The organism is Stutzerimonas chloritidismutans, from assembly GCF_038562055.1.
In the GTDB taxonomy this organism is placed as follows: domain Bacteria; phylum Pseudomonadota; class Gammaproteobacteria; order Pseudomonadales; family Pseudomonadaceae; genus Stutzerimonas; species Stutzerimonas chloritidismutans_A.
The window spans coordinates 440727-466598 of record NZ_JBCFXD010000001.1 but is presented as its reverse complement, the minus strand read 5'-3'; the positions used below and the strand labels follow the sequence as shown (position 1 = coordinate 466598).

At 61.5% G+C, this 25872-nt stretch carries 22 protein-coding genes; 13 read left to right on the top strand and 9 right to left on the bottom strand.

The genetic code is table 11. The features are described from left to right. The first annotated feature begins 6 nt into the window (after positions 1–6). The 5 genes from AAGW23_RS02055 (at position 7) to AAGW23_RS02035 (ending at position 5107) form a co-directional block, all read left to right on the top strand. A complete protein-coding gene (locus AAGW23_RS02055) occupies positions 7–639 on the top strand; it encodes a c-type cytochrome (RefSeq protein ID WP_342404690.1) in 633 nt (210 codons plus the stop codon). A 183-nt stretch (positions 640–822) separates the two neighbouring features. After that, positions 823–1452 carry a thiol:disulfide interchange protein DsbA/DsbL gene (locus tag AAGW23_RS02050; RefSeq protein ID WP_342404688.1) on the top strand — a complete coding sequence of 210 codons (630 nt, stop codon included), beginning with the start codon at positions 823–825 and terminating at the stop codon, positions 1450–1452. 6 nt (positions 1453–1458) lie between these two features. Then, positions 1459–2328, top strand: a complete 870-nt coding sequence (locus tag AAGW23_RS02045; RefSeq protein WP_342404687.1) for an endonuclease/exonuclease/phosphatase family protein — start codon at positions 1459–1461, stop codon at positions 2326–2328. Next, a complete protein-coding gene (locus tag AAGW23_RS02040; RefSeq protein WP_342404686.1) occupies positions 2328–4184 on the top strand; it encodes a diguanylate cyclase in 1857 nt (618 codons plus the stop codon). Before AAGW23_RS02045 ends, AAGW23_RS02040 begins: the two co-directional genes overlap by 1 nt. 146 nt (positions 4185–4330) lie before the next feature. After that, positions 4331–5107 (top strand): N-acetylmuramoyl-L-alanine amidase, encoded by a 777-nt coding sequence (locus AAGW23_RS02035; protein ID WP_342404685.1) that lies wholly within the window; start codon positions 4331–4333, stop codon positions 5105–5107. A gap of 9 nt (positions 5108–5116) precedes the next feature. Here the strand turns inward: AAGW23_RS02035 and AAGW23_RS02030 are convergent, their stop codons facing one another. From AAGW23_RS02030 to algB, 3 genes are read right to left on the bottom strand one after another with little or no spacing between them, the layout of a single operon-like run. Continuing rightward, positions 5117–5524 (bottom strand): DUF1330 domain-containing protein, encoded by a 408-nt coding sequence (locus AAGW23_RS02030; protein WP_342404684.1) that lies wholly within the window; start codon positions 5522–5524, stop codon positions 5117–5119. Between the two features lie 35 nt (positions 5525–5559). Next, positions 5560–7347 (bottom strand): KinB sensor domain-containing domain, encoded by a 1788-nt coding sequence (locus tag AAGW23_RS02025; RefSeq protein ID WP_342404683.1) that lies wholly within the window; start codon positions 7345–7347, stop codon positions 5560–5562. Continuing rightward, positions 7344–8690 (bottom strand): sigma-54-dependent response regulator transcription factor AlgB, encoded by a 1347-nt coding sequence (gene algB, locus AAGW23_RS02020; RefSeq protein ID WP_102836595.1) that lies wholly within the window; start codon positions 8688–8690, stop codon positions 7344–7346. The genes AAGW23_RS02025 and algB overlap by 4 nt, the downstream gene beginning before the upstream one ends. Positions 8691–8992: 302 nt before the next feature. On the opposite strand from algB, the gene AAGW23_RS02015 reads away from it, so the two are divergent. The 4 genes from AAGW23_RS02015 (at position 8993) to AAGW23_RS02000 (ending at position 11792) form a co-directional block, all read left to right on the top strand. Then, on the top strand, positions 8993–9436 hold the full coding sequence (locus tag AAGW23_RS02015) for a PA2169 family four-helix-bundle protein (protein WP_342404681.1): 444 nt from the start codon (positions 8993–8995) through the stop codon (positions 9434–9436). A 181-nt stretch (positions 9437–9617) separates the two neighbouring features. Continuing rightward, complete coding sequence (locus AAGW23_RS02010; RefSeq protein WP_342404680.1) at positions 9618–9854, top strand: hypothetical protein; 237 nt, start codon at positions 9618–9620, stop codon at positions 9852–9854. Between the two features lie 72 nt (positions 9855–9926). Beyond that, positions 9927–10097, top strand: coding sequence for a DUF1328 domain-containing protein (locus tag AAGW23_RS02005; RefSeq protein WP_019341907.1), 171 nt, complete (start codon positions 9927–9929; stop codon positions 10095–10097). A gap of 465 nt (positions 10098–10562) precedes the next feature. Further along, positions 10563–11792, top strand: a complete 1230-nt coding sequence (locus AAGW23_RS02000) for a nucleoside recognition domain-containing protein (protein WP_342404679.1) — start codon at positions 10563–10565, stop codon at positions 11790–11792. Positions 11793–11850: 58 nt separating this feature from the next. On the opposite strand, the gene AAGW23_RS01995 is transcribed toward AAGW23_RS02000, so the two are convergent. The 5 genes from AAGW23_RS01995 to AAGW23_RS01975 form a co-directional block, all read right to left on the bottom strand. After that, positions 11851–12873, bottom strand: a complete 1023-nt coding sequence (locus AAGW23_RS01995) for an AbrB family transcriptional regulator (protein ID WP_342404941.1) — start codon at positions 12871–12873, stop codon at positions 11851–11853. A 1-nt stretch (position 12874) separates the two neighbouring features. After that, positions 12875–14389, bottom strand: a complete 1515-nt coding sequence (locus tag AAGW23_RS01990; protein ID WP_342404678.1) for a tripartite tricarboxylate transporter permease — start codon at positions 14387–14389, stop codon at positions 12875–12877. 2 nt (positions 14390–14391) lie between these two features. Then, positions 14392–14835, bottom strand: a complete 444-nt coding sequence (locus tag AAGW23_RS01985; RefSeq protein WP_342404677.1) for a tripartite tricarboxylate transporter TctB family protein — start codon at positions 14833–14835, stop codon at positions 14392–14394. Between the two features lie 72 nt (positions 14836–14907). Continuing rightward, a complete protein-coding gene (locus AAGW23_RS01980; protein WP_342404676.1) occupies positions 14908–15882 on the bottom strand; it encodes a tripartite tricarboxylate transporter substrate binding protein in 975 nt (324 codons plus the stop codon). A 33-nt stretch (positions 15883–15915) separates the two neighbouring features. Continuing rightward, entirely contained in the window at positions 15916–17178 is a 1263-nt protein-coding gene (locus AAGW23_RS01975; RefSeq protein WP_342404675.1) for an OprD family porin, read from the bottom strand. A gap of 179 nt (positions 17179–17357) precedes the next feature. Between AAGW23_RS01975 and AAGW23_RS01970 the strand changes: the two genes are divergently transcribed. Beyond that, positions 17358–18029 carry a response regulator gene (locus tag AAGW23_RS01970; RefSeq protein ID WP_342404674.1) on the top strand — a complete coding sequence of 224 codons (672 nt, stop codon included), beginning with the start codon at positions 17358–17360 and terminating at the stop codon, positions 18027–18029. After that, positions 18022–19440, top strand: a complete 1419-nt coding sequence (locus AAGW23_RS01965) for a sensor histidine kinase (protein ID WP_342404672.1) — start codon at positions 18022–18024, stop codon at positions 19438–19440. Before AAGW23_RS01970 ends, AAGW23_RS01965 begins: the two co-directional genes overlap by 8 nt. On the opposite strand, the gene AAGW23_RS01960 is transcribed toward AAGW23_RS01965, so the two are convergent. Further along, positions 19429–21294, bottom strand: coding sequence for a diguanylate cyclase (locus AAGW23_RS01960; RefSeq protein WP_342404671.1), 1866 nt, complete (start codon positions 21292–21294; stop codon positions 19429–19431). The genes AAGW23_RS01965 and AAGW23_RS01960 overlap by 12 nt on opposite strands. An 842-nt stretch (positions 21295–22136) precedes the next feature. Here AAGW23_RS01960 and AAGW23_RS01955 point away from each other — a divergent pair. Both AAGW23_RS01955 and AAGW23_RS01950 read left to right on the top strand, forming a co-directional pair. Next, entirely contained in the window at positions 22137–23102 is a 966-nt protein-coding gene (locus tag AAGW23_RS01955) for a TAXI family TRAP transporter solute-binding subunit (protein ID WP_342404670.1), read from the top strand. A gap of 121 nt (positions 23103–23223) precedes the next feature. Continuing rightward, positions 23224–25776 (top strand): TRAP transporter permease, encoded by a 2553-nt coding sequence (locus tag AAGW23_RS01950; RefSeq protein WP_342404669.1) that lies wholly within the window; start codon positions 23224–23226, stop codon positions 25774–25776. Positions 25777–25872 lie beyond the last annotated feature (96 nt).

Sequence of the window (25872 nt, the reverse complement as noted above, 5' to 3'; positions counted from 1 at the left end):
GAGCTGATGAACAAAGTACTCGTGAGTCTGCTGTTGACCCTTGGCATCACCGGTATCGCCCACGCGGCTGGAAATGCAGAAGCAGGAAAAGAAAAGGTTGCCGTCTGTGGTGCTTGCCACGGTGCAGATGGAAACAGCGCCGCGCCAAACTTCCCGAAACTCGCAGGCCAGGGCTCGAACTATCTGTTCAAGCAGCTGCAGGACATCAAGGCGGGCAGCAGCCCCACAGCGGAGCCGGGCGTTGGCCGGAAGGTGCTGGAAATGACCGGTATTCTTGATCCTTACAGCGAGCAGGATCTTCAGGACATGGCGGCCTATTTCGCCAGCCAGAAGATGACCATCGGCAGTGCCGACCCGGCTCTGGTCGCCCAGGGTGAGCAGCTGTTCCGCGGCGGTAAGCTGGAGCAGGGCATGCCGGCATGTTCCGGTTGCCATGCTCCGAACGGCGTTGGCAATAATCTGGCGCGTTTCCCACGCTTGGGCGGTCAGCACGCGGCCTATACCGCCAAGCAGCTCACTGACTTCCGTGAGGGAGACCGGACTAACGACGGCGATGCGGCCATCATGCGCACCATCGCGTCGAAGTTGAGCAACAAGGAAATCCAGGCCCTGTCGAGCTACATCCAGGGTCTGCACTGATCGTTAAACCGATCGGCCCGCAGAAGGCGTTCAGGGCTTGAGCCTGGACGCCTTTTTTTGTTTTTGCGCTCGCTATAATGATTGTCAAGATATTGAAAAGCGTCGAAAAGCGCTGGCGAGCACGCATGAATTGCTGCAGCCTGTGGCGCTATCGGTCAGCCGTTCATTACCAAGGGAGTCACCATGCGTAAACTCGTTTTCAGTGCCCTTCTCGTTACCGCCAGCCTGTTTGGCTTTTCAGCCAGTGCGGCAGAGTTCCAGGCTGGAAAGGAATATGTCCAGCTGAACAATCCGGTACCGGTTGCCGAGCCGGACAAGATCGAGGTGGTCGAGCTGTTCTGGTATGGCTGCCCGCACTGCTACCAGTTCGAGCCGGTGATCAATCCATGGATCAAACAACTGCCCGACGATGTCGATTTCAAGCGTATTCCGGCGATGTTCGGTGGCGTCTGGAACACCCATGGTCAGATGTTCCTCGCGTTGGAGTCCATGGGCGTCGAGCAGAAGGTTCATGACGCGGTATTCAACGCCTATCATCGCGACGGTAACAAACTTGACACCCCGGAGAAGATGGCTGATCTCCTTCAAGAGCAGGGCGTCGACGAGCAAGCGTTCCTCAAGGCTTATAACTCCTTTGGCGTGAAGAGCCGTGCCGAGCAGGCGAAGAAGCTGGCGATGGCTTATCAGATCACTGGCGTTCCGGTAATGATTGTCAACGGCAAGTACCGCTTCGATATCGGTTCCGCCGGCGGCCCGGAGCGAGCGTTGGATGTCGCTGACTTCCTGATCGAAAAAGAACGCGCGGCCCGGTAAGCGCAGATGCTTCGCCGCTGGAGTTCACCGCGCTTGGCTGGCCCGGGCCAGGCGCGAGTCAATCCGCTTTGTCTGGACTCCAGCGGCCTGCCCTGCGACGGCCGATTGCGTCTGCTGAGTTTCAACATTCAGGTCGGCATCAGCACCGAGCGTTATCATCATTACCTCACCCGCAGCTGGCAGCATCTGTTGCCGCACACTGGTCGCGCGCGGAACCTGCAGCGCATCGGCGAGCTGCTTGGCAACTATGACCTTGTGGCACTGCAGGAGGCGGACGGAGGCAGCCTGCGGTCAGGCTATGTCAACCAAGTCGAACATCTTGCGCAACTCGGCGCCTTTCCCTACTGGTACCAGCAGCTCAACCGTAACCTGGGGCGCTTCGCTCAGCACAGTAATGGCGTATTGAGTCGACTGGAGCCGCAGGGATTGGAAGACCATCCATTGCCGGGACCGTCCGGACGCGGTGCGATTCTGCTTCGATTTGGTCAGGGTGAGGACGCCCTGGTTGTCGTGGTGATGCACTTGGCCTTGGGCGGCGGCGCGCGCACTCGCCAGCTGGCCTACATCCGCGACTTGATCGGCGGCTACCGCCATCAGATTCTGATGGGCGACATGAACACCCACGCCAGTGATCTGCTGGAGCACTCACCGCTACGTGATCTTGGCCTGCAAGCGCCGCAAATCGAAGCGACGTTTCCCAGCTGGCGTCCGCAACGCTGCTTGGATCACATCCTGCTGAGCCCCAGTCTGACGCTCGAACGTGTCGATGTGCTGGCTCAGGCGACTTCTGATCACTTGCCGGTAGCGGTGGAAATTCGTTTGCCAGACGCACTGCATGGTGCTGACGCATTGCCTGTACCTATGGATAGGACCTGATGAGCGACGACGCGCAACGCTGGAAAGACAAGTATTTGCAGCAGCTGGAACAGCAGGAGCAACTCGAAGGGCGCTGGAATACGCGACTGGATCTTCTGCGTCGCAGTCTGGTTCGCAGCAGTTTTGCCGTAGACGGCGCCGATCCAGCAGTCGAACGTTGCATGCGCGAGCTGCGTGACGTGCTACGTGACGACGTGCAGGATGATCGTCTGGGTGCCTTGGTCCCGCGACTTGAGCGCGCCGTACTCGACACTGAGCGCAGTAAACAGGAGCGTCTCAGGCGGTTGACCGAGGCGCTTGATCGGCTGGCATCGCAACTGCTGGAGCTGCCGCTGCCCAGTGAAATCCGCAAGCCATTGAAGCAGTTCGCACGGCAGCTGGATGCGCGAGCCGCTCAATCGCGCGAGCTGCCCACGTTGTTGAGCGAGCTGGGTGAATTGCAGAACCTTGCTCTGACTGCACAGCGGCCTTCAGGAGCCTCCGCTTCGGTGGGGCTGCTAGGCCGTTTGTTCGGACAGCGCGAGCGCGCCGGTGAGATCACAGCGAAACCTGACGGTGATTCGTCATCGTTCCTGGCCGAACCGGTAGAGTCTCTTCAAGGCCGACCGGGCGTTGGGCCGTCGGAAGCGACCGAGCCAGAGCCTTTAGCAAACGCCCCGGAATTCGGTACGCCGGCGGTGCGGGCGCTGCAAGCTGTCATCGATATCGAGAAACCGCACAGCGATGCCCTAGCCGGCGTGACGTTTCCGGAGCCGACGCCGGAGAATCAGCCAGCCGACCCGTATCGGTTGCCGCCTTCGCCAGAGCAGGCCTATAGCGCTATCGCCGAGCGTGTCGAGTCGACGCTGCTCGGACTGCTCGAGAATTTGCGGCTTCCCGAACACCAGCAGGCGCAGGCTCATGCCATGCGTGAGCGAATTCAGCAGGGTCTGAACTGGTATGAGCTGGTGCCGGTGCTCGATGATCTGGCTCAGTTGATGCTGGCGGTGGCGGATCAGGGGCAGCGTGAATTCGAAAGCTATCTTGGTTTGCTCAACGAGCGGCTGGCCACCATGCAGGACAGCCTCGGCGCGGCCCGTGAAGGACACGTGCAGAGCAAAGAAACGGCCCAGGCGCTTGATGAAGAGCTGCGCCAGCAAGTCGGCGGCCTGCAAGACAGCATGCTCGGCGCCAAGGACCTGCCGAGCCTGAAGCAAACTGTTCAGCGGCGGCTAGATGGTTTGCTGGAGACTGTCGATGCCTATCAGCGCCAACGCAGTGAGCATGAACAAACCTTGAGTGATCGTCTTGGCACCCTGGTTGAACGCGTGGCAAGCCTCGAAAAGGCAGCCACAGGGATGCGTGAAAACCTCGAAGAGCAGCGCCAGAAGGCCATGCGGGATCCGCTCACCACCTTGCCCAACCGAGCCGCCTGGGACGAGCGCCTAGAACTTGAGGTCGCGCGTCATCAACGTTACGGCGGTCAGCTGCTGCTCGCGGTCCTGGACGTGGACCATTTCAAGCGTATCAACGACAGTTTCGGGCATCTGGCTGGCGATCGAGTGTTGAAGATTATTGCCAATGAGCTGCGCAAGCGGTTGCGCAAGACCGACTTCATTGCTCGCTTCGGCGGCGAAGAGTTCGCGCTGCTGCTGCCTGAGACGCCTACCCCGGCGGGGCTTAAGTTGCTCGACAACCTGCGCACCGGTATCGAGAACTGTCCTTTCCACTTCAAAGGGGCGCGCATCCAGGTAACCCTGTCTGGGGGGCTCGCAAGCTTCGCTGCAACCGATCGAGCCGAGCAGGTGTTCGAGCGCGCCGACCAAGCGCTTTACCGGGCGAAGGATTCCGGTCGCAACCGTATCGAAGCGGGCTGACGGGACGCGCTGGGAGCTCAAGGTCCGCCCCGGTATAATCCTGCCCTCTGCTCTGGCGCCGATCTCTCGGCGCTTCCCTGCGGGCCGCTCCCGGCCCGATCAGATGTTTCAGTCCGCGTCCTGTCGCTGTCGACCAGAGGTCCCCTATGAAAACCTTGATCCTCGCCCTGTTTGGCCTGTTGCTTGTCGGCTGCGCCAGCGGTCCGCGTATCGATACCCGCCATACTTCGCTGGGACACGACAGCCGAGCGCAGTTTATCGTGCTGCATTACACCTCAAGTGACCTGCAGCGTTCGCTGGAAATCCTCAAGGGTGACGGCGTCAGCAGCCACTATCTGATTGGTGACGCGCCCGCGACCATCTACCGTCTGGTCGATGAGGATCGGCGTGCCTGGCACGCCGGGGAAAGCCAATGGAACGGGCGCACCTGGCTGAATTCCAGCTCCATTGGTATCGAGCTGGTGAATCGAGGTTATATCGAAAGCGGCAACGGACGACTCTGGTATCCCTACTCCGATGAGCAGATCGACGCTTTGATCGTGCTGCTCAAGGACATCATGCAGCGTCACGGTCTGCAGCCTGGCGCAATCATCGGGCACAGCGACATTGCGCCGCAGCGCAAGGTCGATCCTGGTCCGCTGTTTCCGTGGAAGCGGCTGGCGGACGCTGGCCTGGTGCCCTGGCCGGACGCCCAGGCCGTAGCCCGTCAGCGCAGCCTGTTCGCGACGGCTTTACCAGACGTGGCCTGGTTCCAATCGCAATTGGCGGAGCAGGGCTACAAGGTGCCTGAGCACGGCTATCTGGATCTGGAGACCCGCAACGTCATTGCGGCGTTCCAGATGAAATACCGCCCGGCACGCTTCGATGGCGAGCCGGATGCAGAAACCGCAGCACTGCTCGCAGTACTGAATGCAGGGCACTGAGGGTTCAGCTCAACTACGGGGGTTACAGCCGATCAGTCTTGAGTCGGCGAGCGCTGCGGTGCGGTGGATCGTGGCGGCGCGATATTCCGGGTCCGCCAGCATGGCGAGAAAGGCTTCAGGCGAGGGGTAGCGCACCAGCAGCACCTCGTCCCAATGTTCCTGCTCCGGCGCAATCAGCGCGACGCGGGCGTTGGCCATGATCTCGACGTCGCCTCCGGCTGCACGCACCTTCTTGATGGCCGTGCGGCTGTAGACTGCATAAGCCTCTCGGCCGGAGTACGGCTGCTGGTCGCTCTCGCCAGGATAGGCGGCTTGGTCGTTGAAACGCAGCAGGTTAAGCATGAGGATTGGCTCGCCGGCGGGCATCTGCTCGGCGAAGCGTTTCAGCTGGTCCTCGCTCGGATTGAGGCTGGGCATGGTGGCTCCTTTTTATTCTTGCCGCCCTGCCAGGCTCAGATGGGCAGAGCGATGTAGAAGATGGTGCCGTGGCCGATTCGCGAATGCACGCCGATACGACCACCATGCAGCTGAGCAATTTCCTTGCATAAGGCAAGCCCCAGTCCTGCGCCGCCACGGCGCCGTCCGATCTGCACGAACGGTTCGAATATGCGTGCCTGCTGACTGTAGGGAATGCCTTCGCCATTGTCTTCGACGCTGAGAATGACCCGCTCGCCGTGATGTCGCGCCAGCAGGCGGATCTCGCCGCCGTTAGGGGTGTGCCGCAGTGCATTGCTGAGTAGGTTGTCGAGGGTTCGGTCCATCTGCTGCTGATCCAGCAACAGGCTTGGCAGTGGCGTCTGCAGTTCCAGCTTGATTTCAATGTCGTTTTGCGCGGCGCTTGCCTGGAAACGCTGTCGTGCTTGTTCAAGGAGCCCGGAGGGGTCGCACGGCACGCGCTCGAGCTTTTGCTGACCGCTCTGGTAGCGGGAGAAGTTCAACAGATCGTTGATCAATGTGACCAGGCGCTGCATCTCCTCGTGCACAGTGGTGAACAGGTCGGCTTCGCGGCTGTTGTCCGGGTAATGCGTTCGTTCGCGCAGCAAGCTGAAGGCCATTTGCATGCCAGTTACCGGGGTACGCAGTTCGTGCGAGGCACGCAGGACGAACTCATTGCGCACGCGTTCGAAGGTGCGCTGGTCCGTCACATCGTGCAGCACCATCACCGCACCGCTGATGCGGCCGTCGTGATGGTTCACGGGGCTAATGCGCCATGACAACAGGCGGCGCTCGCCGTCGGCCTCGATCACCAAATCTTCCGGCGGGGCGGATAACGGCGTGTCGGCCAGCACCTGCTGAGCGGCCTCATCCAGCTCTGGATGGCCGAGGGCTTGGCCAAGTGTCGAGCCGAGGTGTTCTGTCTCCCAAGCGAGTTGGCGCTGCGCGACCGGGTTGGCATGTTCCAGGCGGCCCTGGCGGTCGATGATCAGCAGCCCATCATCAATGCTGTCGAGCAACGCTTGTAGCCGTTGCTGGCCATCGACCAGTGCTTCGACATTGGTTTGCTTGAATTGGTGCAGGGCCTGTGCCATCAGACCGAAGCGACGAATCAGCGATGACAGCTCTGCGATAGGCGAGGTGGGCAGGCGGATGTTGAAGTCGCCGCGGCCGATCTGGTCGGCCACGCTGGACAGTTGCTCGATCGGGTCGCCGAAGCGCCGGGCAAAGCTGTGTGCGGTAACGAACCCGATCAGCAGCACCGCAATACCCGTCAATCCCAGCAGCCCGGCAAGCAGCTGTGCTCGATCGCGACTACGAATCTCGGTGTCGCGAATCTGGTTGTAGGCGGCCTGTTGCATGTCGACCATCAACTCACGAACGCGGTTGAAGGATTGGCTGAGGGGATTGTCCTCGAGCAGTGTCGCGTTCAGATTGGACCGTGTTTCCAGTTGCACGGCAAAGCGGGTGTAAGCGTCGCCGATGGCCTCATAAGCTTTGCGGTCCTGCTCGTCGGGGGCGCTCGCCATGCCGCGTGCCAGGGCGCTCAGGAAAACTTTGCGCGAAGCATCAAGGGCTTCGGTGTCGCGGTGTTCCCGAACCAGTAGCAGCAGCTGGTTTCCGAGCGCCTGGCGCAGCTGCTGATTGACCTCGATAACACCGAAGTTATCGCGAATGAGGTGCTCCTGACTCTTCGCCATTTGCACGACGCTGACCAGCGCCAGCAGCAGCCCAAGCAAGGCCACGGTCATCAATGCGGAGAACCCCAGGAACAGTCGGGTCCTCAGCTTCATCTGGATTTTCATAGGCCGTATTGCTTGCGTTTTCGATAGAGCGTCGAGGCGTCGATGCCAAGAATTCGGGCAGCTTGATCAAGGGTGTCGCTGGTGCTCAACACGCCTGAGATATGCGCTTTTTCCAGCGCTTCCAGACTGAGCGGCTCACCGATGCGCGGAGCATTGCTGACCGCCTGATCGGCCAGGCCGAGATGACTGACTTCGATCATGTCCTGCGGGCAAATGATGCTGGCGCGCTCGACCACGTTGCGCAATTCGCGCACGTTGCCAGGCCAGCGGTAGGCTTTCAGTGCGCCTATGGCGCCATCGCTGAAGCCGCGCGCCGGTCGTCCATAGCTCTTAACGAAGAATGCCAGGAAGCGTTCGGCAAGGGTCAGCACGTCTTCTGGCCGCTCGCGCATGGGCGGCAAGTTCAGGGTAATGACGTTCAGGCGATAGAGCAGATCTTCGCGGAATTTGCCTTCGCGAACCATCTCCTCCAGATTCAGGTTGGTGGCGGCAAGGATACGCACATCAGCCCGTCGGGTGACTGGGTCACCGACGCGCTCGTATTCTTTGTCTTGGATGAAACGCAGCAGTTTCGGCTGCAAAGCAAGCGGAAAGTCGCCGATCTCGTCGAGAAAAAGTGTGCCGCCGTCAGCCTGATTGACGCGCCCCAAGGTGCTTTCGGTCGCGCCTGTAAAGGCCCCGCGGTTGTGTCCGAACAGCTCGCTTTCCATCAAGTCCGCCGACAGCGAGGGGCAATTGATGGTGATAAAGGCCTTCTTCGAGCGCCTGCTCCAGTTGTGGATCGCCCGCGACAGTTCGCCTTTGCCCGTGCCAGATTCGCCGAGGATGAGGATGTTCGCGTCGGTATCGGCCACCTGGCGGGCAGTTTCCAGCACATTCATCATTGCCGGGCTGTACGAGCCCAGCGCATCGCTGCGTTTTTGTACTTCGCCTTCCAAAGCTTCCAGACGCGCTGCCATCTGACGCACTTCCAGCTGCTTGGCGGCCGACAGGCGCAGTTGCTCCGGGCTGCATGGCTTTACCAGATAATCCGCAGCGCCCGCTTGCATCGCGTCCACCGCAGTGTCCACTGCCGAATGAGCAGTCACGATGACTACGCGCATCCAGGGCGCAAGCACGCGCATCTGCTGCAGGACATCAAGGCCGTTGTCTTCACCCAGGCGCAGGTCGAGGAAGCACAAGTCGAACACCTGTCGCTGCAGGATCGCTTCGGCCTGCGACGCGCTGGCCGCCGTGACCACCGTATAACCACGATCCTCGAGGCAGTAGCGGAACGTGCGCAGGATCGCTGCCTCGTCGTCCACCAGAAGGATGCGGCCGCCGGTGTCGGTCGTTTGGTCCATGAATGCTCCAGTCAGGCAAAAGCGGTGAAAAAATGGCGAGTCGTTTGGGGAAAACCCGGTGCAATGTCGCCGCGAGGTCTCTTGGCGCCAGCGTTAGTCTACGCAAAGCCATGCAAGTTGCACGGTGCATGAAGGCCTTTCCTGCAGCCTGCAATCAGTGTCGAAGCGCAGCGTTTGCGCAACTTATTGATTATAAATAACTTTATGCGTTTTTATCGCTGGCACGGGGCTTGCGGTCGTTTATCAGTAACGCGCGTGTCGACAGCAGTCGAGGCGCATCGCATCTGCATCAGGAGGCCCCAATGAACCAAGACATCACCCACCTCAATGAGCTCATTGAAATCACCCGCGACGGTCAGCACTTCTATCAGCATGCGCTTGAAGAGGTGAAGGACGTCGAACTACAGCATCTATTTCGCGATATGGCTCAGGCCAAGACGCACATCATTCAGGCGCTCTCGGTGAAGGTGGCGGCCAATCAACAGCAGCCCGCACAAGGCGGCACTACAGCCGGCAAGCTGCGTGAAATGTACGCCGACACCAAGGCCCAGCTAGGCGACACCGACGCGGTGTATATCGACCAGCTCGACCAAACCGAAGAGCGCATCCTGGCCGCCTTCGAAGATGCTCTGAAAACAGCGGACCCCGATGTCAAGGCATTGCTGGCCATCGAGCTGCCTAAAATCCGGGCCTGCCATGAGCGTATTCACACCCTCAATCACCGTGACAGGAAGAACGGGGATTAGTCCGTCGTGCAAATCGCCCGGCACGGTGCAGGTGCATCGTGCAATATAAATTGGCGCAGCAGCATTTTGATTGCATAAGTTGTTGATAGTAAAGGAATAATTGGAATTTCAAGGAATGGCACGAGCCCTGCAGCATAACCACTAAGACAGACATGCCCCGCATGCTTAGAAGGAGTTGAGGATGAATCGTCAAGCACGTTTCCTACTGGTTGGAAAAGGTTTCCTTACCGCGGCTGTGGTCACGTTGATCGTCGGAGCCGAATATCCGATGTCGGAGCCGCTCAGCCAGACTCAGCAGGAGTCAGCGGAACGAATCCACATGTACGACGCTCAACCTGTAGGGATTGTGCAAACCGGACCTGCTCCGCAGACGATTGATTTTGTGCAGGTGCGGTCTGAGCAACGTTGGGTTTTCTAGTTGGAGCTCGGCGAGCTGATCGTTAGCGATGGCGCCCGCTGAGGATGTTCTGAACCGAAGAGGAGTTACACCATGCTGAGTTGGGCTATCACGTTTCTGATTATTGCCATCATCGCCGCAGTACTGGGCTTCGGTGGTATCGCGGGCACTGCAACAGGTATCGCCAAGATCCTGTTTGTGGTTTTCCTGGTGTTGTTTGTTGCTTCGCTGATTTTCGGACGTGGCCGCGGCCCACGAGCCTGATGCATAACGCCGCTCGTCAGGGCGGCTGCATCGGCATAGGGAGGCAACAGCGGCTGGATGCCTCTATTTGAGCCTTCGCCGAACGCGGAGTGCTATTTACTGGGGTGAATCGTTCGAGGATCACCTATCAGCCCCTACAGCGGGGGAGCCAGGGGGTCGGGACGCTCTTTGACGGAGCGACCTAGGGGTACAGGGAGTACCTCCGTCATGGACCGGGCTCGGCGAGTGGCAACCGAAGGTGGGATCTCCACCTTCGGTTTGCGATTTCTCCAGCGCATCACGTCGTGCGCTATTTGTACACCACGAGGGCTTTTCGAGCCCAGGCTGAACTCGCCTTACGCGCGATGTCGCTTCCCTCCGCATTTCCCCAATTCGCTGCGCCCACTTTCGCTCGTCCTGTTTGGTTCATGGCTGTTCTCCAGCCGCACCGCTATCATCGCGCGCAGTCACTCGTTGGAGAATCACATGCTCAACGGCCTATGGCTGGGCTTCTTTCTGGTCGCGGCGGTTGCTGCGCTCGGGCGCTGGCTGCTCGGAGACGACCCGGCTGTGTTTGCCGCCCTGGTCGAAAGTCTTTTCGCCATGGCCAAGTTGGCTGTGGAAATCATGATCGTGCTGTTCGGCACGCTGACGCTCTGGCTCGGTTTTTTACGTATTGCCGAGAAGGCTGGCCTGATCGAGCAACTGGCGCGCTTGCTCGGGCCGCTGTTCCGTCGGTTGATGCCGGATGTGCCAGCCGGGCACCCTGCGTTGGGGTTGATCACTCTCAACTTCGCTGCCAACGGCCTGGGCCTGGACAATGCCGCCACGCCCATCGGCCTCCGCGCTATGCGTGCCCTGCAGGAGCTCAATCCGAGCAAGACGGTCGCCAGTAACGCGCAGATCCTGTTTCTGGTGCTCAACACCTCCTCCCTGACGCTGTTGCCGGTGTCGATCTTCATGTACCGCGTGCAGCAGGGCGCTGAAGACCCGACTCTGGTCTTTCTGCCGATTCTGCTGGCCACCACCGCATCCTCACTGGCGGGCCTCTTGGCGGTCGCGCTGGTTCAGCGCTTGCGTCTCTGGGACCCGGTCGTTCTTGCCTACCTGGTCCCTGGGGCGTTGCTCCTGGGCGGCTTCATGGCATTGTTGGCCGGGCTTTCGGCTACCGCGCTTTCATCCTTGTCATCGCTGCTCGGCAACCTGACGTTGTTCGGTTTGATCATCGCGTTCCTCGTCATTGGCGCGTTACGCAAAGTGCCGGTGTACGAGAGCTTTGTCGAAGGCGCGCAGGAAGGCTTCGATGTTGCCAAGAGTCTGCTGCCCTATCTGATCGCGATGCTGTGCGCTATTGGTGTGTTTAGAGCCTCCGGCGCGCTGGATTTCGGACTCGATGGAATCCGTTGGCTGGTGGAGGCGTTGGGCTGGGATACCCGTTTCGTTGACGCGCTACCCACTGCGTTGGTCAAACCGTTCTCCGGCAGCGCCGCGCGCGCGATGCTCATCGAAACAATGCAGAGTCAGGGCGTGGACAGCTTTGCGGCGCTGGTTGCCGCGACCGTGCAAGGCAGCACCGAAACCACCTTCTATGTATTGGCCGTCTATTTTGGTGCGGTGGGCATTCAGCGGGCGCGACATGCGGTGGGGTGCGCCTTGGCGGCGGACTTCGCCGGCATCGTTGCGGCGATCCTGGTCTGCTACTGGTTCTTCGGTTGAACCGGTGCAAGCGAAGGTTCCGAGCAGAGCGCCAAAAAAGAACCCGCCAAGTGGCGGGTTAAAGCGTGGCTCGTTGCCAGACCCGAAATAACGGCTCGGCGAGGAACATCACGAGGAACAACCGCAGCACCTGCAACGCGGTGACCAGCGCGACCGACAACTGCAGCGCCTCGGCTGTTAAGCACAGCTCGGTAATCCCGCCCGGCATCATGCCCAGCATCAGCGACGTCTGGTTCAGTGTTGCGGCCCATCCGAGTACTTCTGCGAGCCCCGCTGCCGCGAGCATGGCCAAGAGTGTGAACAGCAGGATACGCAGCATGAAGCGCGGCGCGCTGCGAAAGAACGGCCGATCAAAGTGACAGCCCAGCGAGCAACCGATCAGCCACTGGCCGAACTGGCCAACACCTTCAGGCATGCCCAGATGCAGGTCGAAAGCAGCACTGGCGACCGCACAGACCGTCAGCGGCCCGAGCATCCAGGGGTTGGGTTGGCCGAGTCGCTTCCAAAGCAGCGCCAGCAGTCCGCCCGACGGCAACAGCACGGCCAGCCAAGGCCAGCTGACCGGCGCTGGTGGCGGCGCGTCGACGGGGGGCAGGCTCCAGGTAAACAGGGCGGGAATGATCAGCACCACCAGCAGCAAACGCATGCTGTGGGCCGCGGCCACCATCGCCGGTTGTGCCGCATGGCGGCTGGCCAGATTGACCATTTCGCTGGCGCCGCCCGGCATGCTGGAGAAGAACGCCGTAGCGCGGTCCGTGCCGCTGCGCAACAGAATGAAGATGCCGATCAGGCTCAGCAGCAGGGTACATAGCGCACCGGCGAGGATTACGCCGAAGTGCTCCAGCACCTGCTGCATGACCTCGCTGGTGAAATGCAGACCGATAGCGCTGGCGATCAACCATTGCCCGGCCTGTCGACCGTGCGGGACTTCCTTGACCAGCCAGCCGCTGCAGCGCACCGCAATGACCCCCAGCAGCGAACCGACCATCCACGGCAGCGGCCAGTTCGCCAGGCTGGCCAGCCAGCCGCCAAGGGCGCCGACCAGAGGCGTCGCCCACCAAACCGGCAGCGGGCGTGCCATATCAGGCATGCGCTTCGTTCAGTTTGGCGCGGCGGCGCTGACGCCACCAGCGCAGGCCCGGCATCGCCAGCATCAGCGCGGCCATGGCCCAGAGCACCAGGGTGATCGGGCTACCCCAGAGGATGCCCAGGTCGCCTGCGGAGATCGACAGCGCACGGCGCAGGTTGTCTTCCATCATCTCGCCGAGGACGAAACCGAGGATCAGCGACGACAGCGGAAACTCAAGCTTGCGCAGCAGGTAGCCGAACACGCCGAGACCCACCATCAGCACCAGATCGAAGGTGGTGCTGTGCACGGAATACACGCCGACCACGCTGATCGCGGTGATTGCCGGCACCAGCACCCAGTTGGGCACGCTGAGCATCTTGGAGAACAGCCCAACCAGGGGAATGTTCATCACCAACAGGATGACGTTGCCGATGAACAGCGAGGCGATCAGACCCCAGACCACGTCAGGCTGCTGCTCGAACAGCAGCGGGCCGGGCGTGATGTTGTACAGCGTCAGCGCGCCGATCATCACCGCCGTGGTGCCCGAGCCTGGTACACCGAGCGTCAGCATCGGGATCAGCGAGCCGCAGGCGGAGGCGTTGTTGGCGGCTTCTGGTGCGGCCAGGCCGCGCAGGTCGCCCTCACCGAACTTGCCACTGTCGCCCGCCATGCGCTTTTCGCTCATGTAGGTCATGGCGCTGGCGATGGTCGCACCGGCGCCGGGCAGGGTGCCGATGACGAAACCCGCGCAAGCGCTACGCACCATGGTCCAGAAGGTCAGGCAGAACTCTTTGAAGTTGAACAGCAGGCGCCCACTGGCCTTGACCGCCTTTTGGCCGCTGTGGGTCTTTTCCAGCATCAGTAGCACTTCGCTAACGCTGAAGAAGCCGATCACCACGATGACGAACTGGATGCCGTCCGACAGGCTCACGCTGCCAAAGGTAAAACGGTAGACACCGGTGGTCGAATCTACGCCAACCGTTGCCAGTCCTAGGCCGATCAACGCGGCCATCAGCGTCTTGACCGGCTTGTCACCGACCATGCCGCCCAGGCAGGCAATGGCGAAGATCATCAGCACGAAGTATTCCGCGGGGCCGAACGCCACGGCCCATTTCGCCAGCAGCGGGGCGAACAGCACCACACCGCAGGTGGCGATGATGCTACCGATGAACGAACTGACCGCCGACAGTGACAGGGCGATGCCCGCCTTGCCCTGGCGTGCCAGCGGGTAGCCGTCCAGCGTGGTCATCACGGCCGCAGCGTCGCCGGGCACGTTGAGCAGGATGGCCGAAATACGACCACCGTACTCGCAGCCCAGATACACAGCCGCCAGAAGGATCAGCGCGGTTTCCGGCGGCAGGCCCAGGGCAAAAGCCAGGGGTAGCAGCAGGGCCACGCCATTGATCGGCCCGAGGCCTGGGAGCAGACCGACAACAGTGCCAACAAAGGCGCCGAACAGCGCCACGAGCAGGTTCATTGGTCGCGTGGCGACATCGAAGCCCTGCCACAAGAAATTCAAGGTTTCCATTTTCAGCTCTCCAGCAGGCGCAGCACACCGAGCGGCAGCGGCACATCAAGCAACAGGTCGAACAGGCCAAAGAGCAGCACGCCCATCAGCACACCGCTGATCAGGCACGGCAGCAGGCGTCCGTTGAACAAGAGGCCCAGGGCGAAGGTGGCCAGCGCGGTGGTGATGACAAAGCCAAGCTTTTCGAACAGCACTGCGTACGCCAGCAACACCAGCACGCAGTACAGGGCGCGCCGCGCCATCGTCCAATCGAATGGGGGCGTCGGTTCGCCGTGCGGTTTGCAGAGCAGCCAGAGCGCGCCGCAAGCCATCAGGAACAGCAGCAGTAGCGGGTAAGCGCGCGGGCCGACCGGGTCGTAGGCGAAGGGCGCCTCGAACCCCCAGGCGAGCAGCGCGAGGCCGGCGCAGGCGAGCAGCCAGGCCGCGGCAAAGACACGAACGTACATGATGGAATACCTCGGGAGGAGCCAGCCGCAGTTCCCGGTCCGTAGGGACCGGGAACTGCCAGCGGCGGGGTGTTACTTGACCAGACCGAACTCGGCAGCGAGTTCCTTGTAATCGGCGACCTGCTTGTTGACGAACGTCTTGAGCTCATCGCCGGTCATCGACAGCGGGAACAGGTCACGTTGCTCGCGCAGCTTGGCGAAATCCTCGTCGGCCAGCAGGGTGTCGAACTGGGTCTTCCACCAGTTGAAGTCTTCGTCGCTGACTTCCGGGCCCATGTAGAAGCCGCGGATTACCGGCCAGCTGATGTCGTAGCCCTGTTCCTTGGCGGTCGGGATGTCCGACAGCTTGCCGGGGAGGCGATCGTCGGACAGGACCGCGAGGATGCGGATCTTGCCGGCTTCGAGCTGCGGGGCGACTTCGCCCAGGCCGCTGCTGGTGACCTGCACATGACCGCCAAGCATCGCTGTGAGGGTTTCGCCGCCGCCTTCGAAGGCGACGTAGCGCAGCTTCTTCGGATCGACGCCAGCGGCGCGGGCGATCAGTGCGGTTTGCATCCAGTCCTGACCACCAATGGTGGCGCCGGCACCAAAGACAACGCTGGCCGGATCCTTCTTCACCGCAGCAATCAGGTCGTCAAGGTCCTTGTAGGGCGCGTCGGCGCGTACCGAAATGGCGCCATAGTCGGTGCCGATGCCGGCCAGCCAGCGCACGTCGCTTTCGTCGTAGCGACCGAACTTGCCCTGCGCGAGGTTCAGCAGCGAGCCGCTGGAGAAGGCCGTAATGGTCGATGGGTCGTCGGCACGTTGGGCGATCACCGCGTTGTAGGCCACCGCACCGACACCGCCGGGCATGTAAGTGACGCGCATGGGTGATTCCAGCAAGCCTTCGTTTTTCAAGCCGCTCTGGGCCAGCTTGCAGGTCAGGTCGAAACCGCCGCCGGGCTTGGCCGGGGCGATGCACTCGGGGCGCTTGGGCTCGGCCATCAACTGGCCGGACAGGACCAGGCAGGACGAAAGCAGGGCGATACGGCGGATTGCAGTCTTCATGGGTGTCTCCTTTGATTCTTATTGTGGACGGCTTTACCAGATCGGCAGGCTGTAGCTGACGATCAGACGGTTTTCGTCGGCGTCGCGGGCGAAATCAGAGCGGAACATGGCGTTGCGCATGCGCACGGCCACGTTCTTCAGTGGACCTGTCTGCACGACGTACTTGAGCTCGATGTCACGCTCCCACTCGCTGCCGTTGCTGCCGCCGCTGTATTCGGCGTTGTCACCGGAGATGTAGCGGGTCAGGAAGGTCAAGCCAGGGACGCCAATCGAGGCGAAGTTGTAGTCGTAACGCGCCTGCCAGGAGCGCTCGTCGGCATTGGCGAAGTCGTTGATCTGGACGAAGTTGACCAGGTAGGGATCGCCGCCATCGATATAGGCGTAGCCGGTGTCGCCATTCATCTGTTGGTAGGCGAGGCTGAGCTTGTGACCGCCGAGGCTGTAACCCACCATGCCGTTCCAGGCCTGGTTGTCGATCTTGCCGGCATTGGCCGCTCCGGTGTCGTCACTGATCATCAGGCGCAAGTCGGCGGTCAGGGCCGAGTTCTCGCCCAGCGGCTGCACGGCCTGCAGGTTGAAGAAGTGCTGCCGGTAAATGTCGTCGAGCTCGGCGGCGTAGTAAGTGCCGATGAGCTTTTCGTTGAAGTCATAGCGTGCGCCGGCAAAGGTCAGGTGATCGGCTTCGGCGGCGCTGTCGAAACGGCGGTTCTTGTTGTTGATCTGAAGCGCTTGAGAGTTGGTCGAGGCACGGTCGATGACCTTGTCCAGACGCCCACCGGTCAGGGTCAGGCCGGTCACGTCCTGAGAGACCAAGATCGCACCTTCGAAGACCTGGGGCAGGGTGCGGCTGTCGCTGGCTTTTACCACGGGTGTTTCCGGGATATGGCTGCCGTAGCGGAGTTCGGTTTCCGAGACCTTCGCCTTGGCTGTCAGCCCGAGGCGGCTGAATTCGTCCGGGGTGCTGCCATCGTCGCGTACAGGGAGTAGATCGGTGTTGACGCGTCCGCCGCCGGAATCGAGCTTGACGCCGAGCATGCCCATGGCATCGAGGCCGAAGCCAACGGTGCCTTCGGTGAAGCCTGATTCGATGTTGAGCAGAAAGCCCTGTGCCCATTCTTCGCGTTTGGACTGGCCGGAGCCTTCGCGAAAATCGCGATTGAGGTAGATGTTCTGGGTTTGCAGGGTCGCGCTGCTGTCTTCGAAGAAATCGGCGTGAGCGATGGGCGCCAGGGAGGCCGTCGCGACGGCGAGGGCAAGACGAGCAGGGGCGGGTTTAATTCTGACGGCAGTCAGCATCCTTCAATCTCCACTATTGTTTTTGTTGTGACGGCGTTGTGCCGCGCCAGGTGGATCGAGCCACCTGATCCCGATCCTAGGCGGCGAAACTTTCGCCAGGCTTTCAGGGGTGAAAGCAGCGTGTGGCGTGCCTTGCCGCTACACTGGCGCCCCGTTCCGTGTGTGGCAGAGGACAGGCAATGCGGATTCTTCTGGTCGAGGACCACCCCCAGTTGGCTGAAAGCGTGGCGCAGGCGCTGCGCGCGGCCGGATGGACGGTTGACCTGCTCAACGATGGCGTGGCCGCTGATCTGGCGTTGTCGACCGAGGACTACGCACTGGCGATCCTTGACGTCGGGCTGCCCAGGCTCGACGGCTTTCAACTGCTGTCGCGCCTGCGCAAACGCGGCAAGACCTTGCCGGTGTTGATGCTCACTGCGCGCGGGGAGGTGACTGATCGGGTGCATGGCCTCAATCTGGGCGCCGATGACTACCTGGCCAAGCCGTTCGAACTCTCCGAACTGGAGGCACGGGTCAAGGCGTTGTTGCGGCGTAGCGTGGCCGCCGGCGAACGTCAGCAGAGCTGCGGTCCGCTGGTCTATGACTTGGATGCGCGGCGCTTCAGTCTCAGCGGACAGCCGCTCAGCCTGACCTCGCGCGAACAGGCGGTGCTCGAGGCGTTGATTACCCGGCCTGGGCGGGTCATGAGCAAGGATCAACTGGCGGCGCAGGTATTCGGCCTCGACGAAGACGCCAGTGCCGACGCGATCGAAATCTACATCCACCGGCTGCGCAAAAAGCTTGAAGGCAGTTCGGTGCGCATCGTGACCTTCCGTGGGTTGGGCTACTTGCTGGAGGCAGCGGATGCCTGACGCGCTACTGCCGAGCGCCGGCAGTTTGCGCGGTGGGTTGCTGCGCAGGCTGGCCATGCTGCTGACCCTGCTGATGCTGTTCAGTGGCTGGAGCGCTTACTGGAACGGGCGGGCGGCCGCCGACACCGCCTACGACCGGACCCTGCTGGCCTCCGCCCGAGCCATCGCCGACGGTCTGGTCGCCAGTAATGGCCAGCTGCGCGCCAATGTGCCCTATGTGGCACTGGACACCTTTGCCTACGACAGCGCCGGGCGCATCTACTACCAGGTGCTGGATACCGAGGGCCGGTTGGTCAGCGGCTACGAACATCTGCCGGCGCCAGGCGCCGATATCCGTCGCACTGATGACTATCCCGCGCTGGCGCGCTTCTATGACGGAGAGTTCCGAGGCGAGGGTGTGCGGCTGGTGAGTCTGCTGCAGCCGGTGAGCGAGCCGGAGCTCAACGGCATCGCTGAAATCCGTGTCGCCGAGACGCTGGGCGCGCGTGAGCGCCTGGCTCGCAGCCTGTTGATCGACACCCTGTGGCGGGTCGGCCTGCTGGCCGTTACCGCGCTGCTGCTGGTCTGGCTAGCGGTCAGCGCGGCGCTGCGGCCGCTGGGCAAACTCAGCGAGGCCGTCGAGGCGCGACAGCCTGATGATCTGCGGCCGTTGCCATTGATTACCGTGCAGCGCGAACTCAAACCACTGGTTGCTGCGCTCAATCAATTCACCGAGCGTTTGCGCGGGCAGTTCGAACGGCAGGCGCAGTTCATCGCCGACGCGGCGCATGAGTTGCGTACGCCCTTGGCGGCGCTGAAGGCGCGTATCGAACTCGGGCAACGTGAGGTGCAACCGCAGCGCTGGCAGGAAACCCTGGAAGAGGCTGGCGCGCACACCGACCGGGTAATTCACCTGGCCAATCAGCTGTTGTCGCTGGCGCGTATTGAAACCGGTGCGCAATCGATTGCCGAAGGGGGAGCCCAGCGCCTCGACCTCAGCCAGCTGGCTCGGGAGTTGGGGCTGGCGATGGCCGCGCTGGCGCATAAGCGGGGTGTCGCGCTGGCCCTGGAAGCCGAGGAGCCCGTCTGGATCGATGGCGAGCCGACGCTACTGGCTGAATTACTCAGCAACCTGCTGGACAACGCCCTGGCGCACACACCCAAAGATGGCAACGTGGTGCTACGGGTGGCGAAAGGGGGCGTGCTTGAGGTCGAGGACGACGGGCCGGGAATTCCGGAGCCTGAGCGCGACAAGGTCTTTGCGCGCTTCTACCGTGTGCATCAACAGGGGAAGGGGGCCGGGCTTGGCCTGGCCATTGTTGGTGAAATCATTCGTGCCCACCGGGCTACTGTCGAGCTCGATCAGGGCGCGTTGGGCGGGCTTCTGGTCAAGGTGAGCTTTCCTCCACCGGCTCCCGATTCAGCTGACTGACAGCTCGGCGGCCTCGTCCGGTTCGGCCACCGCCACCTGATTACGGCCGTTGTGTTTGGCCCGATAGAGTGCTGTGTCGGCGGACGCCAGCAGTTGCGTCGGGGTGCAACTCGCCGGCGGCTGCAGGCTCGCGACGCCGATGCTGATGGTCAACGCCAGGCGCTCCCCGTCGTGAACGGGCCGCAGCGCCGCCACCGCAGCACGGATTCGCTCGGCTTGCTCGCGGGCTTCGCGGCTGTTCATGCCGGGCAGCGCCATGACGAATTCTTCGCCGCCATAGCGTGCAACCACATCGCCCGCTCGTTGGCCGTATTGCCTGAGCGTGTCGGCTACCAGTCGCAGGCATTCATCGCCGAACGGATGCCCGTAGCTATCGTTGACCCGCTTGAAATGGTCGATGTCCAGCAGCAGCACCGATAGCGGCGTCTCGGTGCGCTGAGCGCGGCGGATTTCCTCACCGATCATCACGTCGAAATGGCCGCGGTTCGACAGCTGGGTCAACGCATCGGTGATGCTCAGGCGAGTGAGCTGTTCGTTGACCATTTCCAGGCCGCGCTTGGCATCCTCGAGCGCACGGGTGCGCTCGTAGACCCGCGCTTCGAGCGCCTCGTTTGCGCGTACTTGCGCCTCCAAGGCTTGTTGTTGAGCCTGCAGACGCTGTTCACGTTCATGAGCAAGCGCCTCAGATGCTTGCAGTGCGCTCTGCTGAGCCAGAATGCGGCGGTCCCGCTCCTGATTGATGCGCTGCGCCAGTGCCATGGAAAGCAGAACGAACTCTGCAAACATACCGATCAGCTGGCCGTGCAGGGTCAGCGGGTTCAACGGCAGCATGCCGTCCAGCGCCAGCAGATGGACGATGGTCGCCAGTAGTAGGGTCGACCAGGCAATCGTGAACAACCTTGCCGAACTGTTGCCGCGGATCCACAGATTGATGACGGCGGCCATTGTCAGGATGCAATGCACCAGCGCGATCTGCTCGGCCATCAGGTAGCGTCCGAGCGAGGGCGCGAACAAGAGGACCAGGATCACCACGCCCCAGTAACCCATCAGCACCCAGGTGACCAGCCAGGGCCAGCCGCCGTAGCGGCGAATATTGAGAAACCGGCTGGCGAACAACAGCGGGGTGAAAAAGCACAGCGCCGCGGATAACGCGTAGAAGCGGCTGGCGATCTGTGGCATTTCGGGCCACAGAAACAACTGGCCGAAGCCGGTTATCGTAAGGACGTAAAACAGCGCGCTGAGCAGATAGAGGACGTAGAGCAGATAAGCCACGTCCCGAGTGAACAGAAACAGGCTGCTGTTATAGAGGAGGATCACCAGCATTCCGCCAAAGAACAGGCTGATCAACGCGATGTCGGTAAACTTTCCTGCCGCGAACGCCGTCTCGTCAAAGATGACCATTGGCAAGGCCATCAGCTCGTGCGCCTGTACATGCACGTACACCACGGCTCGATCGTTAGCCCGCAGTTCCAGCGGGAAGACCAGGTTGTGGTCTGCCAGCGGCTGAAGGCTCTTGGGAATGTGATCGCCAGCCTGCATCAGCGGGCCCCACTCGTCCTCGGCGGGGTAGAACAGGCGTACCCGCACATTGTCCAGGATCGGCCATTGCAGGCTCAGGTACCAGCGGCCAGCGCTGGCTGCCTTGCTGCCAAGGTCGAAGCGCACCCAAACGCCTTCAGGCTGTTTCTTGAGGTTGGGCTTAACTAACGGCTGCCATTGCCAGGAGGCCGCGTGAGCGGTCGCGAAGCCGGCCTCCGAATGCCCGGATACCCACTCCAACCCGCCCACCTGGAGTGCCGCACCGCTTTCGCTGACGACGCCAGGAACAACAGCGGCGCTTAACTGGCCCGACATGAGGCTGACAAGGGCTGTTAAAAGGCAGAGTAAAAGCCGGCGGAAGCGCATCGGGTGGAAGGTCTCGTCAAACGACCCGTCGCGGCGCATAGGCAACCGATGGGGCCAGGCAGTGGTTTGGCCATTCAAACAATACGGATAATGTCGCTTTGATACCACTCTCAGGCCGCTAACGGCTCGCCCATCTATCGGAATGGGCCTCGGAGCCTCCTGGACAGCAGACCTCGCTTACACACTGGTTGATGCCCTGAAGCGGGCGTGCTGCCTGCTCGGAACCTTTCTTTTCATGGCGTGATCGGCTTCGTTGCGTGACGGTGTCGGCGGTCTGCAGGGTGCCCGATCATGTTCTGGATAGCTGCGATTATCACGTTAAGCGCCAACTGGTCGGTTTCCTCGGCGATGCGCTGAATAACATCTAGCACGCGGTTGATGTTCCGAATTTGGCTTTCGAGTTGCTGAATGATCTCAGCTGCTCGCTAATATCGTTTACCAGCACGAGCGGTGCTGCGCCCCGTGAGGCTGACGATCTCACCAGCGCCAGCTGCTTCGCTGTTGGCATACGCCACTTCTTGGCTGGATGGCCGTAGCGACCAGATCGGCTAGCGCGACAAAAGCTGCGCTGCTGAGGTTTTTTAAAGGCACACATTAAAGATGGATATCCGCCTACCTACGCAACCCTTGAGGCTCGGTCCGGTCACATAGGTGTGGTACCAGGTGCTCGGTAGTTTGCCTGGCATATGCGGCGGCTGTTCTCTGCGCAGTCGCCTGCTAGACTCCAAACGTCCCGCGTGGCTCACGAGGCCTGCAGGGCAATTCCAAAACAACCAATAAGGAGTGGATCCATGAAAGGCAAATCCTTGGCATGGATATTTTCCGCCGCGTTGGCGGGAACTGGTCTGAGCGGTATGGCTCAGGCGCAAGAGCAATTCGTCACCATCGGTACCGGTGGGCAGACGGGCGTCTACTACGTCGCGGGTCAGTCGATCTGCCGCTTCGTCAACCGTAACGCCGAGGATCTCAAGTGCAACGCACCGGCCAGTGGCGGTGGCGTAGCGAACGTCAACGGTCTGCGCAGCGGCGAGTTCAATTTCGGCATCATGCAGTCGGATCATCAGTACAAGGCGATGGAAGGCCTGGAGCCGTTCAAGAGCGAAGGCGCGATGGAAGACATCCGTGCCGTGTTCTCGCTGCAGAGCGAAGTCTTCACTGTGCTGGCGCGCCGTGATGCGAACATCAAGAGCCTGGACGATCTGAAAGGCAAACGCGTCAATATCGGTAATCCCGGTTCCGGTCAGCGGGATACCCTCGAAGAAATCATGAACGAGAAGGGCTGGGACAAGTCGGCTTTCGCGCTCGCCGCTGAACTGAAGCCGGCCGAACAGGCCAGTGCACTGGGCGACAACAACATCGACGCCATGACCTACTTTGTCGGTCATCCCAATGGCGCGATTCAGGAAGCGACCACCACCGTCGACGCCGTTCTGGTGCCAATTACCGGCCCGGAGATCGACAAGCTGCTGTCCGAGAAGAGCTACTACACCAAGGCTGAAATTCCGGGCGGCATGTACAAGGGCAATGACAGCGCCACGCAGTCGATTGGCGGCAAGGCAGTGCTCTCCACCACGTCCAAGGTCGATGACGAAGTGGTCTACAAGCTGGTCAAGTCGGTGTTCGAGAACATCGAGCGCTTCCAGCGTCTGCACCCTGCTTTCAAAGACCTGAAGCCGGAAGACATGATCAAGGTGGGTCTGTCCGCACCGCTGCATGATGGCGCAGTGCGCTACTACAAGGAACGAGGCTGGATGTAACGGCCTTTACGGTTCGCTGCATCATGGTGGACGGTCTTCCGTCCGCTTTCGCCTGAGAACCCGCGTGCCTTGTGCCGCGGGTTTCGCGGTTTCCGTTCCCTGAAAAAACAGGCCAGATTTCATGCAAGACAACCAACTTTCCACTGAAGAGCTGATTGCCAAGGACGTCGGCGCACGGCTGCCCGAAGGCGTTATGGCCAAGCTGATCACCGGCCTCGCGCTGCTCTGGTCGCTGTTCCAGCTGTGGATCGCCTCGCCGTTGCCCTTCATGCTGCGCATCGGTGTGTTCAACAATACCGAAGCGCGTTCGATTCACCTGGCGTTTGCCTTGCTGCTGGCGTTTCTCGCCTATCCGGCATTCAAGCGTTCACCGCGCGACCGAGTGCCATTGATCGATATCGCCCTCGGGCTGATTGCTGCCGCCAGCGCCGGCTATCTGTTCATCGCCTATGAGCAGCTGGCACAGCGCCCCGGCAACCTCACCACCATGGACCTGGTTACCGCCTGTATCGGTATTCCGCTGCTGCTGGAGGCCACCCGTCGAGCCCTCGGCCCGGCCCTGGCGGTGATAGCGCTGATCTTTCTCGGCTACAGCCTCGCCGGCCCCTACATGCCCGGCCTGCTGGCGCACCGCGGGGTGAGTTTCACCGCGCTGGCCAACCACCAGTGGATCACCACCGAGGGCGTATTCGGTATCGCCCTGGGTGTCTCTACGAGCTTCGTGTTTCTGTTCGTGCTCTTCGGCGCCCTGCTCGAGCGCGCCGGGGCCGGCCATTACTTCATTCAGCTGGCCTTCAGCCTGCTTGGCCATTTTCGTGGGGGGCCAGCCAAAGCGGCGGTCGTGGCATCGGGCATGACCGGGTTGATCTCCGGTTCGTCCATTGCCAACGTGGTGACCACCGGCACCTTCACCATCCCGATGATGAAACGCACCGGGTTCTCGGCGGAGAAGGCCGGCGCGGTGGAAGTGGCCTCATCGGTCAATGGCCAGATCATGCCGCCGGTCATGGGCGCCGCCGCCTTCCTGATGGTCGAGTACGTCGGCATTCCCTATGTTGAGGTGATCAAGCACGCCTTCTTGCCGGCGCTGATCTCCTACATCGCGCTGGTTTACATCGTTCATCTCGAATCGCTCAAGCTCGGCCTCACGGCGTTGCCTCGCGCAAACGTGGCCAAGCCCTGGATGCAGCGTTTGATTGGCTTTGCCTTTGGCGCCGCGCTGATTTCCGGGGTGTCGCTGGCGGTCTACTACGGGCTGGGCTGGCTCAAACCGGCGCTGGGTGATGCGGCCATCTGGGTCATTGGCGTCTTGTTGGCGGTGATCTATGTGGCCCTGCTGAAAGTCGCCGCGAGCAACCCACCGCTGCCCGCCGAAGATCCCGACGCCCCGCTGGAAAAACTGCCGCAGACGCGTCCGGTATTGCTCTCAGGGCTGCATTTCCTGCTGCCGGTGGTGGTGCTGGTCTGGTGCCTGATGATTGAGCGTCTGTCGCCCGGCCTGTCTGCCTTCTGGGGTTCAGTGATGCTGGTCATCATTCTGCTGACCCAGCGCCCACTGCTCTCGATGCTGCGCAAGGATGGCAGCCACCAGCACGGCACCTTCATGGATGGCGTGGTTGACCTGCGCGAAGGTCTGATTGCCGGTGCGCGCAACATGATCGGTATCGGCATCGCCACAGCGGCGGCTGGGATCATCGTCGGCGCAGTGTCACAGACCGGTGTAGGCCTGGTGCTGGCCGATTTGGTCGAGCTGCTGTCCATGGGCAACCTGATGCTGATGCTGTTGCTGACGGCATTCCTCAGTCTGATCCTTGGCATGGGGCTGCCGACGACCGCCAACTACATCGTGGTGTCCAGCCTACTGGCGCCGGTTGTGGTGGCGCTGGGTCAGCAGAGCGGGCTGATCGTGCCGCTGATTGCGGTGCATCTGTTCGTCTTCTATTTCGGCATCATGGCTGACGTCACGCCGCCGGTCGGGCTGGCCTCGTTCGCGGCTGCGGCCGTGTCCAAGGGCGATCCGATCAAGACCGGTGTGGTGGCGTTCTACTACAGCCTGCGCACCGCCGCGCTGCCGTTCCTGTTCATCTTCAACACCGATCTGCTGTTGATCGATGTGGATTTCTGGCACGGCGTGGTGATTTTTGTCATCGCGACGCTGGCGATGCTGATCTTTGCGGCGGGCACTCAGGGCTACTTCCTGGTCCGTAGCCGCTGGTACGAAAGCATCCTGCTGCTGCTGATCGCCTTCACGCTGTTCCGCCCAGGCTTCTGGATGGACATCGTCCACGACCCGTACCGGGACATACCGCCTACCCAGCTGGTCCAGGCGCTCGAAGCGGTCGATGAAGATGGCCAGCTGCGCCTGCGTATCCGTGGTGAAGACGCAGTGGGCGATATGCGCGAGTTCAGCTTGCTGGTGGCGATCCCTGATGGCGAAACCGGCGAAGAGAAGCTGGAGAAGCTCGGCGTGATGACCTACGAAGATGAGGGCAAGGTGCTGATCGACAGCGTGACCTTCGGCAGCCCAGCGGCCGATCTGGGACTGCAATTCGACCAGGAAATCCTCGCGGTGCGTGCGCCCACTGACCGCTTGCCGAAGGAGTGGATGTGGCTACCGGCCCTGCTGCTCTTTGGTCTGGTGGTCTGGATGCAGCGCCGGCGCAAGCTGGACTGACCATCCCGCAGCGCTGACTAGACCCCGGCCATGCCATGCATCGCCGGGGTTTTTATTGCCTGCTGAACCCTGCAATCACTTGGACCGGGCAGGCCT

Excerpts from the sequence above, each read along its gene's own strand:
- AAGW23_RS01965 (WP_342404672.1), top strand. The coding sequence starts at position 18,022 with ATGCCTGACGCGCTACTGCCGAGCGCCGGCAGTTTGCGCGGTGGGTTG.
- AAGW23_RS02025 (WP_342404683.1), bottom strand. The coding sequence starts at position 7,347 with ATGAAAATCCAGATGAAGCTGAGGACCCGACTGTTCCTGGGGTTCTCC.
- AAGW23_RS01990 (WP_342404678.1), bottom strand. The coding sequence starts at position 14,389 with ATGGAAACCTTGAATTTCTTGTGGCAGGGCTTCGATGTCGCCACGCGA.
- AAGW23_RS01985 (WP_342404677.1), bottom strand. The coding sequence starts at position 14,835 with ATGTACGTTCGTGTCTTTGCCGCGGCCTGGCTGCTCGCCTGCGCCGGC.
- AAGW23_RS02035 (WP_342404685.1), top strand. The coding sequence starts at position 4,331 with ATGAAAACCTTGATCCTCGCCCTGTTTGGCCTGTTGCTTGTCGGCTGC.
- AAGW23_RS01995 (WP_342404941.1), bottom strand. The coding sequence starts at position 12,873 with ATGGCACGCCCGCTGCCGGTTTGGTGGGCGACGCCTCTGGTCGGCGCC.
- AAGW23_RS01980 (WP_342404676.1), bottom strand. The coding sequence starts at position 15,882 with ATGAAGACTGCAATCCGCCGTATCGCCCTGCTTTCGTCCTGCCTGGTC.
- AAGW23_RS02030 (WP_342404684.1), bottom strand. The coding sequence starts at position 5,524 with ATGCCCAGCCTCAATCCGAGCGAGGACCAGCTGAAACGCTTCGCCGAG.
- AAGW23_RS02045 (WP_342404687.1), top strand. The coding sequence starts at position 1,459 with ATGCTTCGCCGCTGGAGTTCACCGCGCTTGGCTGGCCCGGGCCAGGCG.
- AAGW23_RS02000 (WP_342404679.1), top strand. The coding sequence starts at position 10,563 with ATGCTCAACGGCCTATGGCTGGGCTTCTTTCTGGTCGCGGCGGTTGCT.
- AAGW23_RS02040 (WP_342404686.1), top strand. The coding sequence starts at position 2,328 with ATGAGCGACGACGCGCAACGCTGGAAAGACAAGTATTTGCAGCAGCTG.
- AAGW23_RS02005 (WP_019341907.1), top strand. The coding sequence starts at position 9,927 with ATGCTGAGTTGGGCTATCACGTTTCTGATTATTGCCATCATCGCCGCA.
- algB (WP_102836595.1), bottom strand. The coding sequence starts at position 8,690 with ATGGACCAAACGACCGACACCGGCGGCCGCATCCTTCTGGTGGACGAC.
- AAGW23_RS01960 (WP_342404671.1), bottom strand. The coding sequence starts at position 21,294 with ATGTCGGGCCAGTTAAGCGCCGCTGTTGTTCCTGGCGTCGTCAGCGAA.
- AAGW23_RS02050 (WP_342404688.1), top strand. The coding sequence starts at position 823 with ATGCGTAAACTCGTTTTCAGTGCCCTTCTCGTTACCGCCAGCCTGTTT.
- AAGW23_RS01950 (WP_342404669.1), top strand. The coding sequence starts at position 23,224 with ATGCAAGACAACCAACTTTCCACTGAAGAGCTGATTGCCAAGGACGTC.
- AAGW23_RS01955 (WP_342404670.1), top strand. The coding sequence starts at position 22,137 with ATGAAAGGCAAATCCTTGGCATGGATATTTTCCGCCGCGTTGGCGGGA.
- AAGW23_RS02015 (WP_342404681.1), top strand. The coding sequence starts at position 8,993 with ATGAACCAAGACATCACCCACCTCAATGAGCTCATTGAAATCACCCGC.
- AAGW23_RS02055 (WP_342404690.1), top strand. The coding sequence starts at position 7 with ATGAACAAAGTACTCGTGAGTCTGCTGTTGACCCTTGGCATCACCGGT.
- AAGW23_RS02010 (WP_342404680.1), top strand. The coding sequence starts at position 9,618 with ATGAATCGTCAAGCACGTTTCCTACTGGTTGGAAAAGGTTTCCTTACC.
- AAGW23_RS01970 (WP_342404674.1), top strand. The coding sequence starts at position 17,358 with ATGCGGATTCTTCTGGTCGAGGACCACCCCCAGTTGGCTGAAAGCGTG.
- AAGW23_RS01975 (WP_342404675.1), bottom strand. The coding sequence starts at position 17,178 with ATGCTGACTGCCGTCAGAATTAAACCCGCCCCTGCTCGTCTTGCCCTC.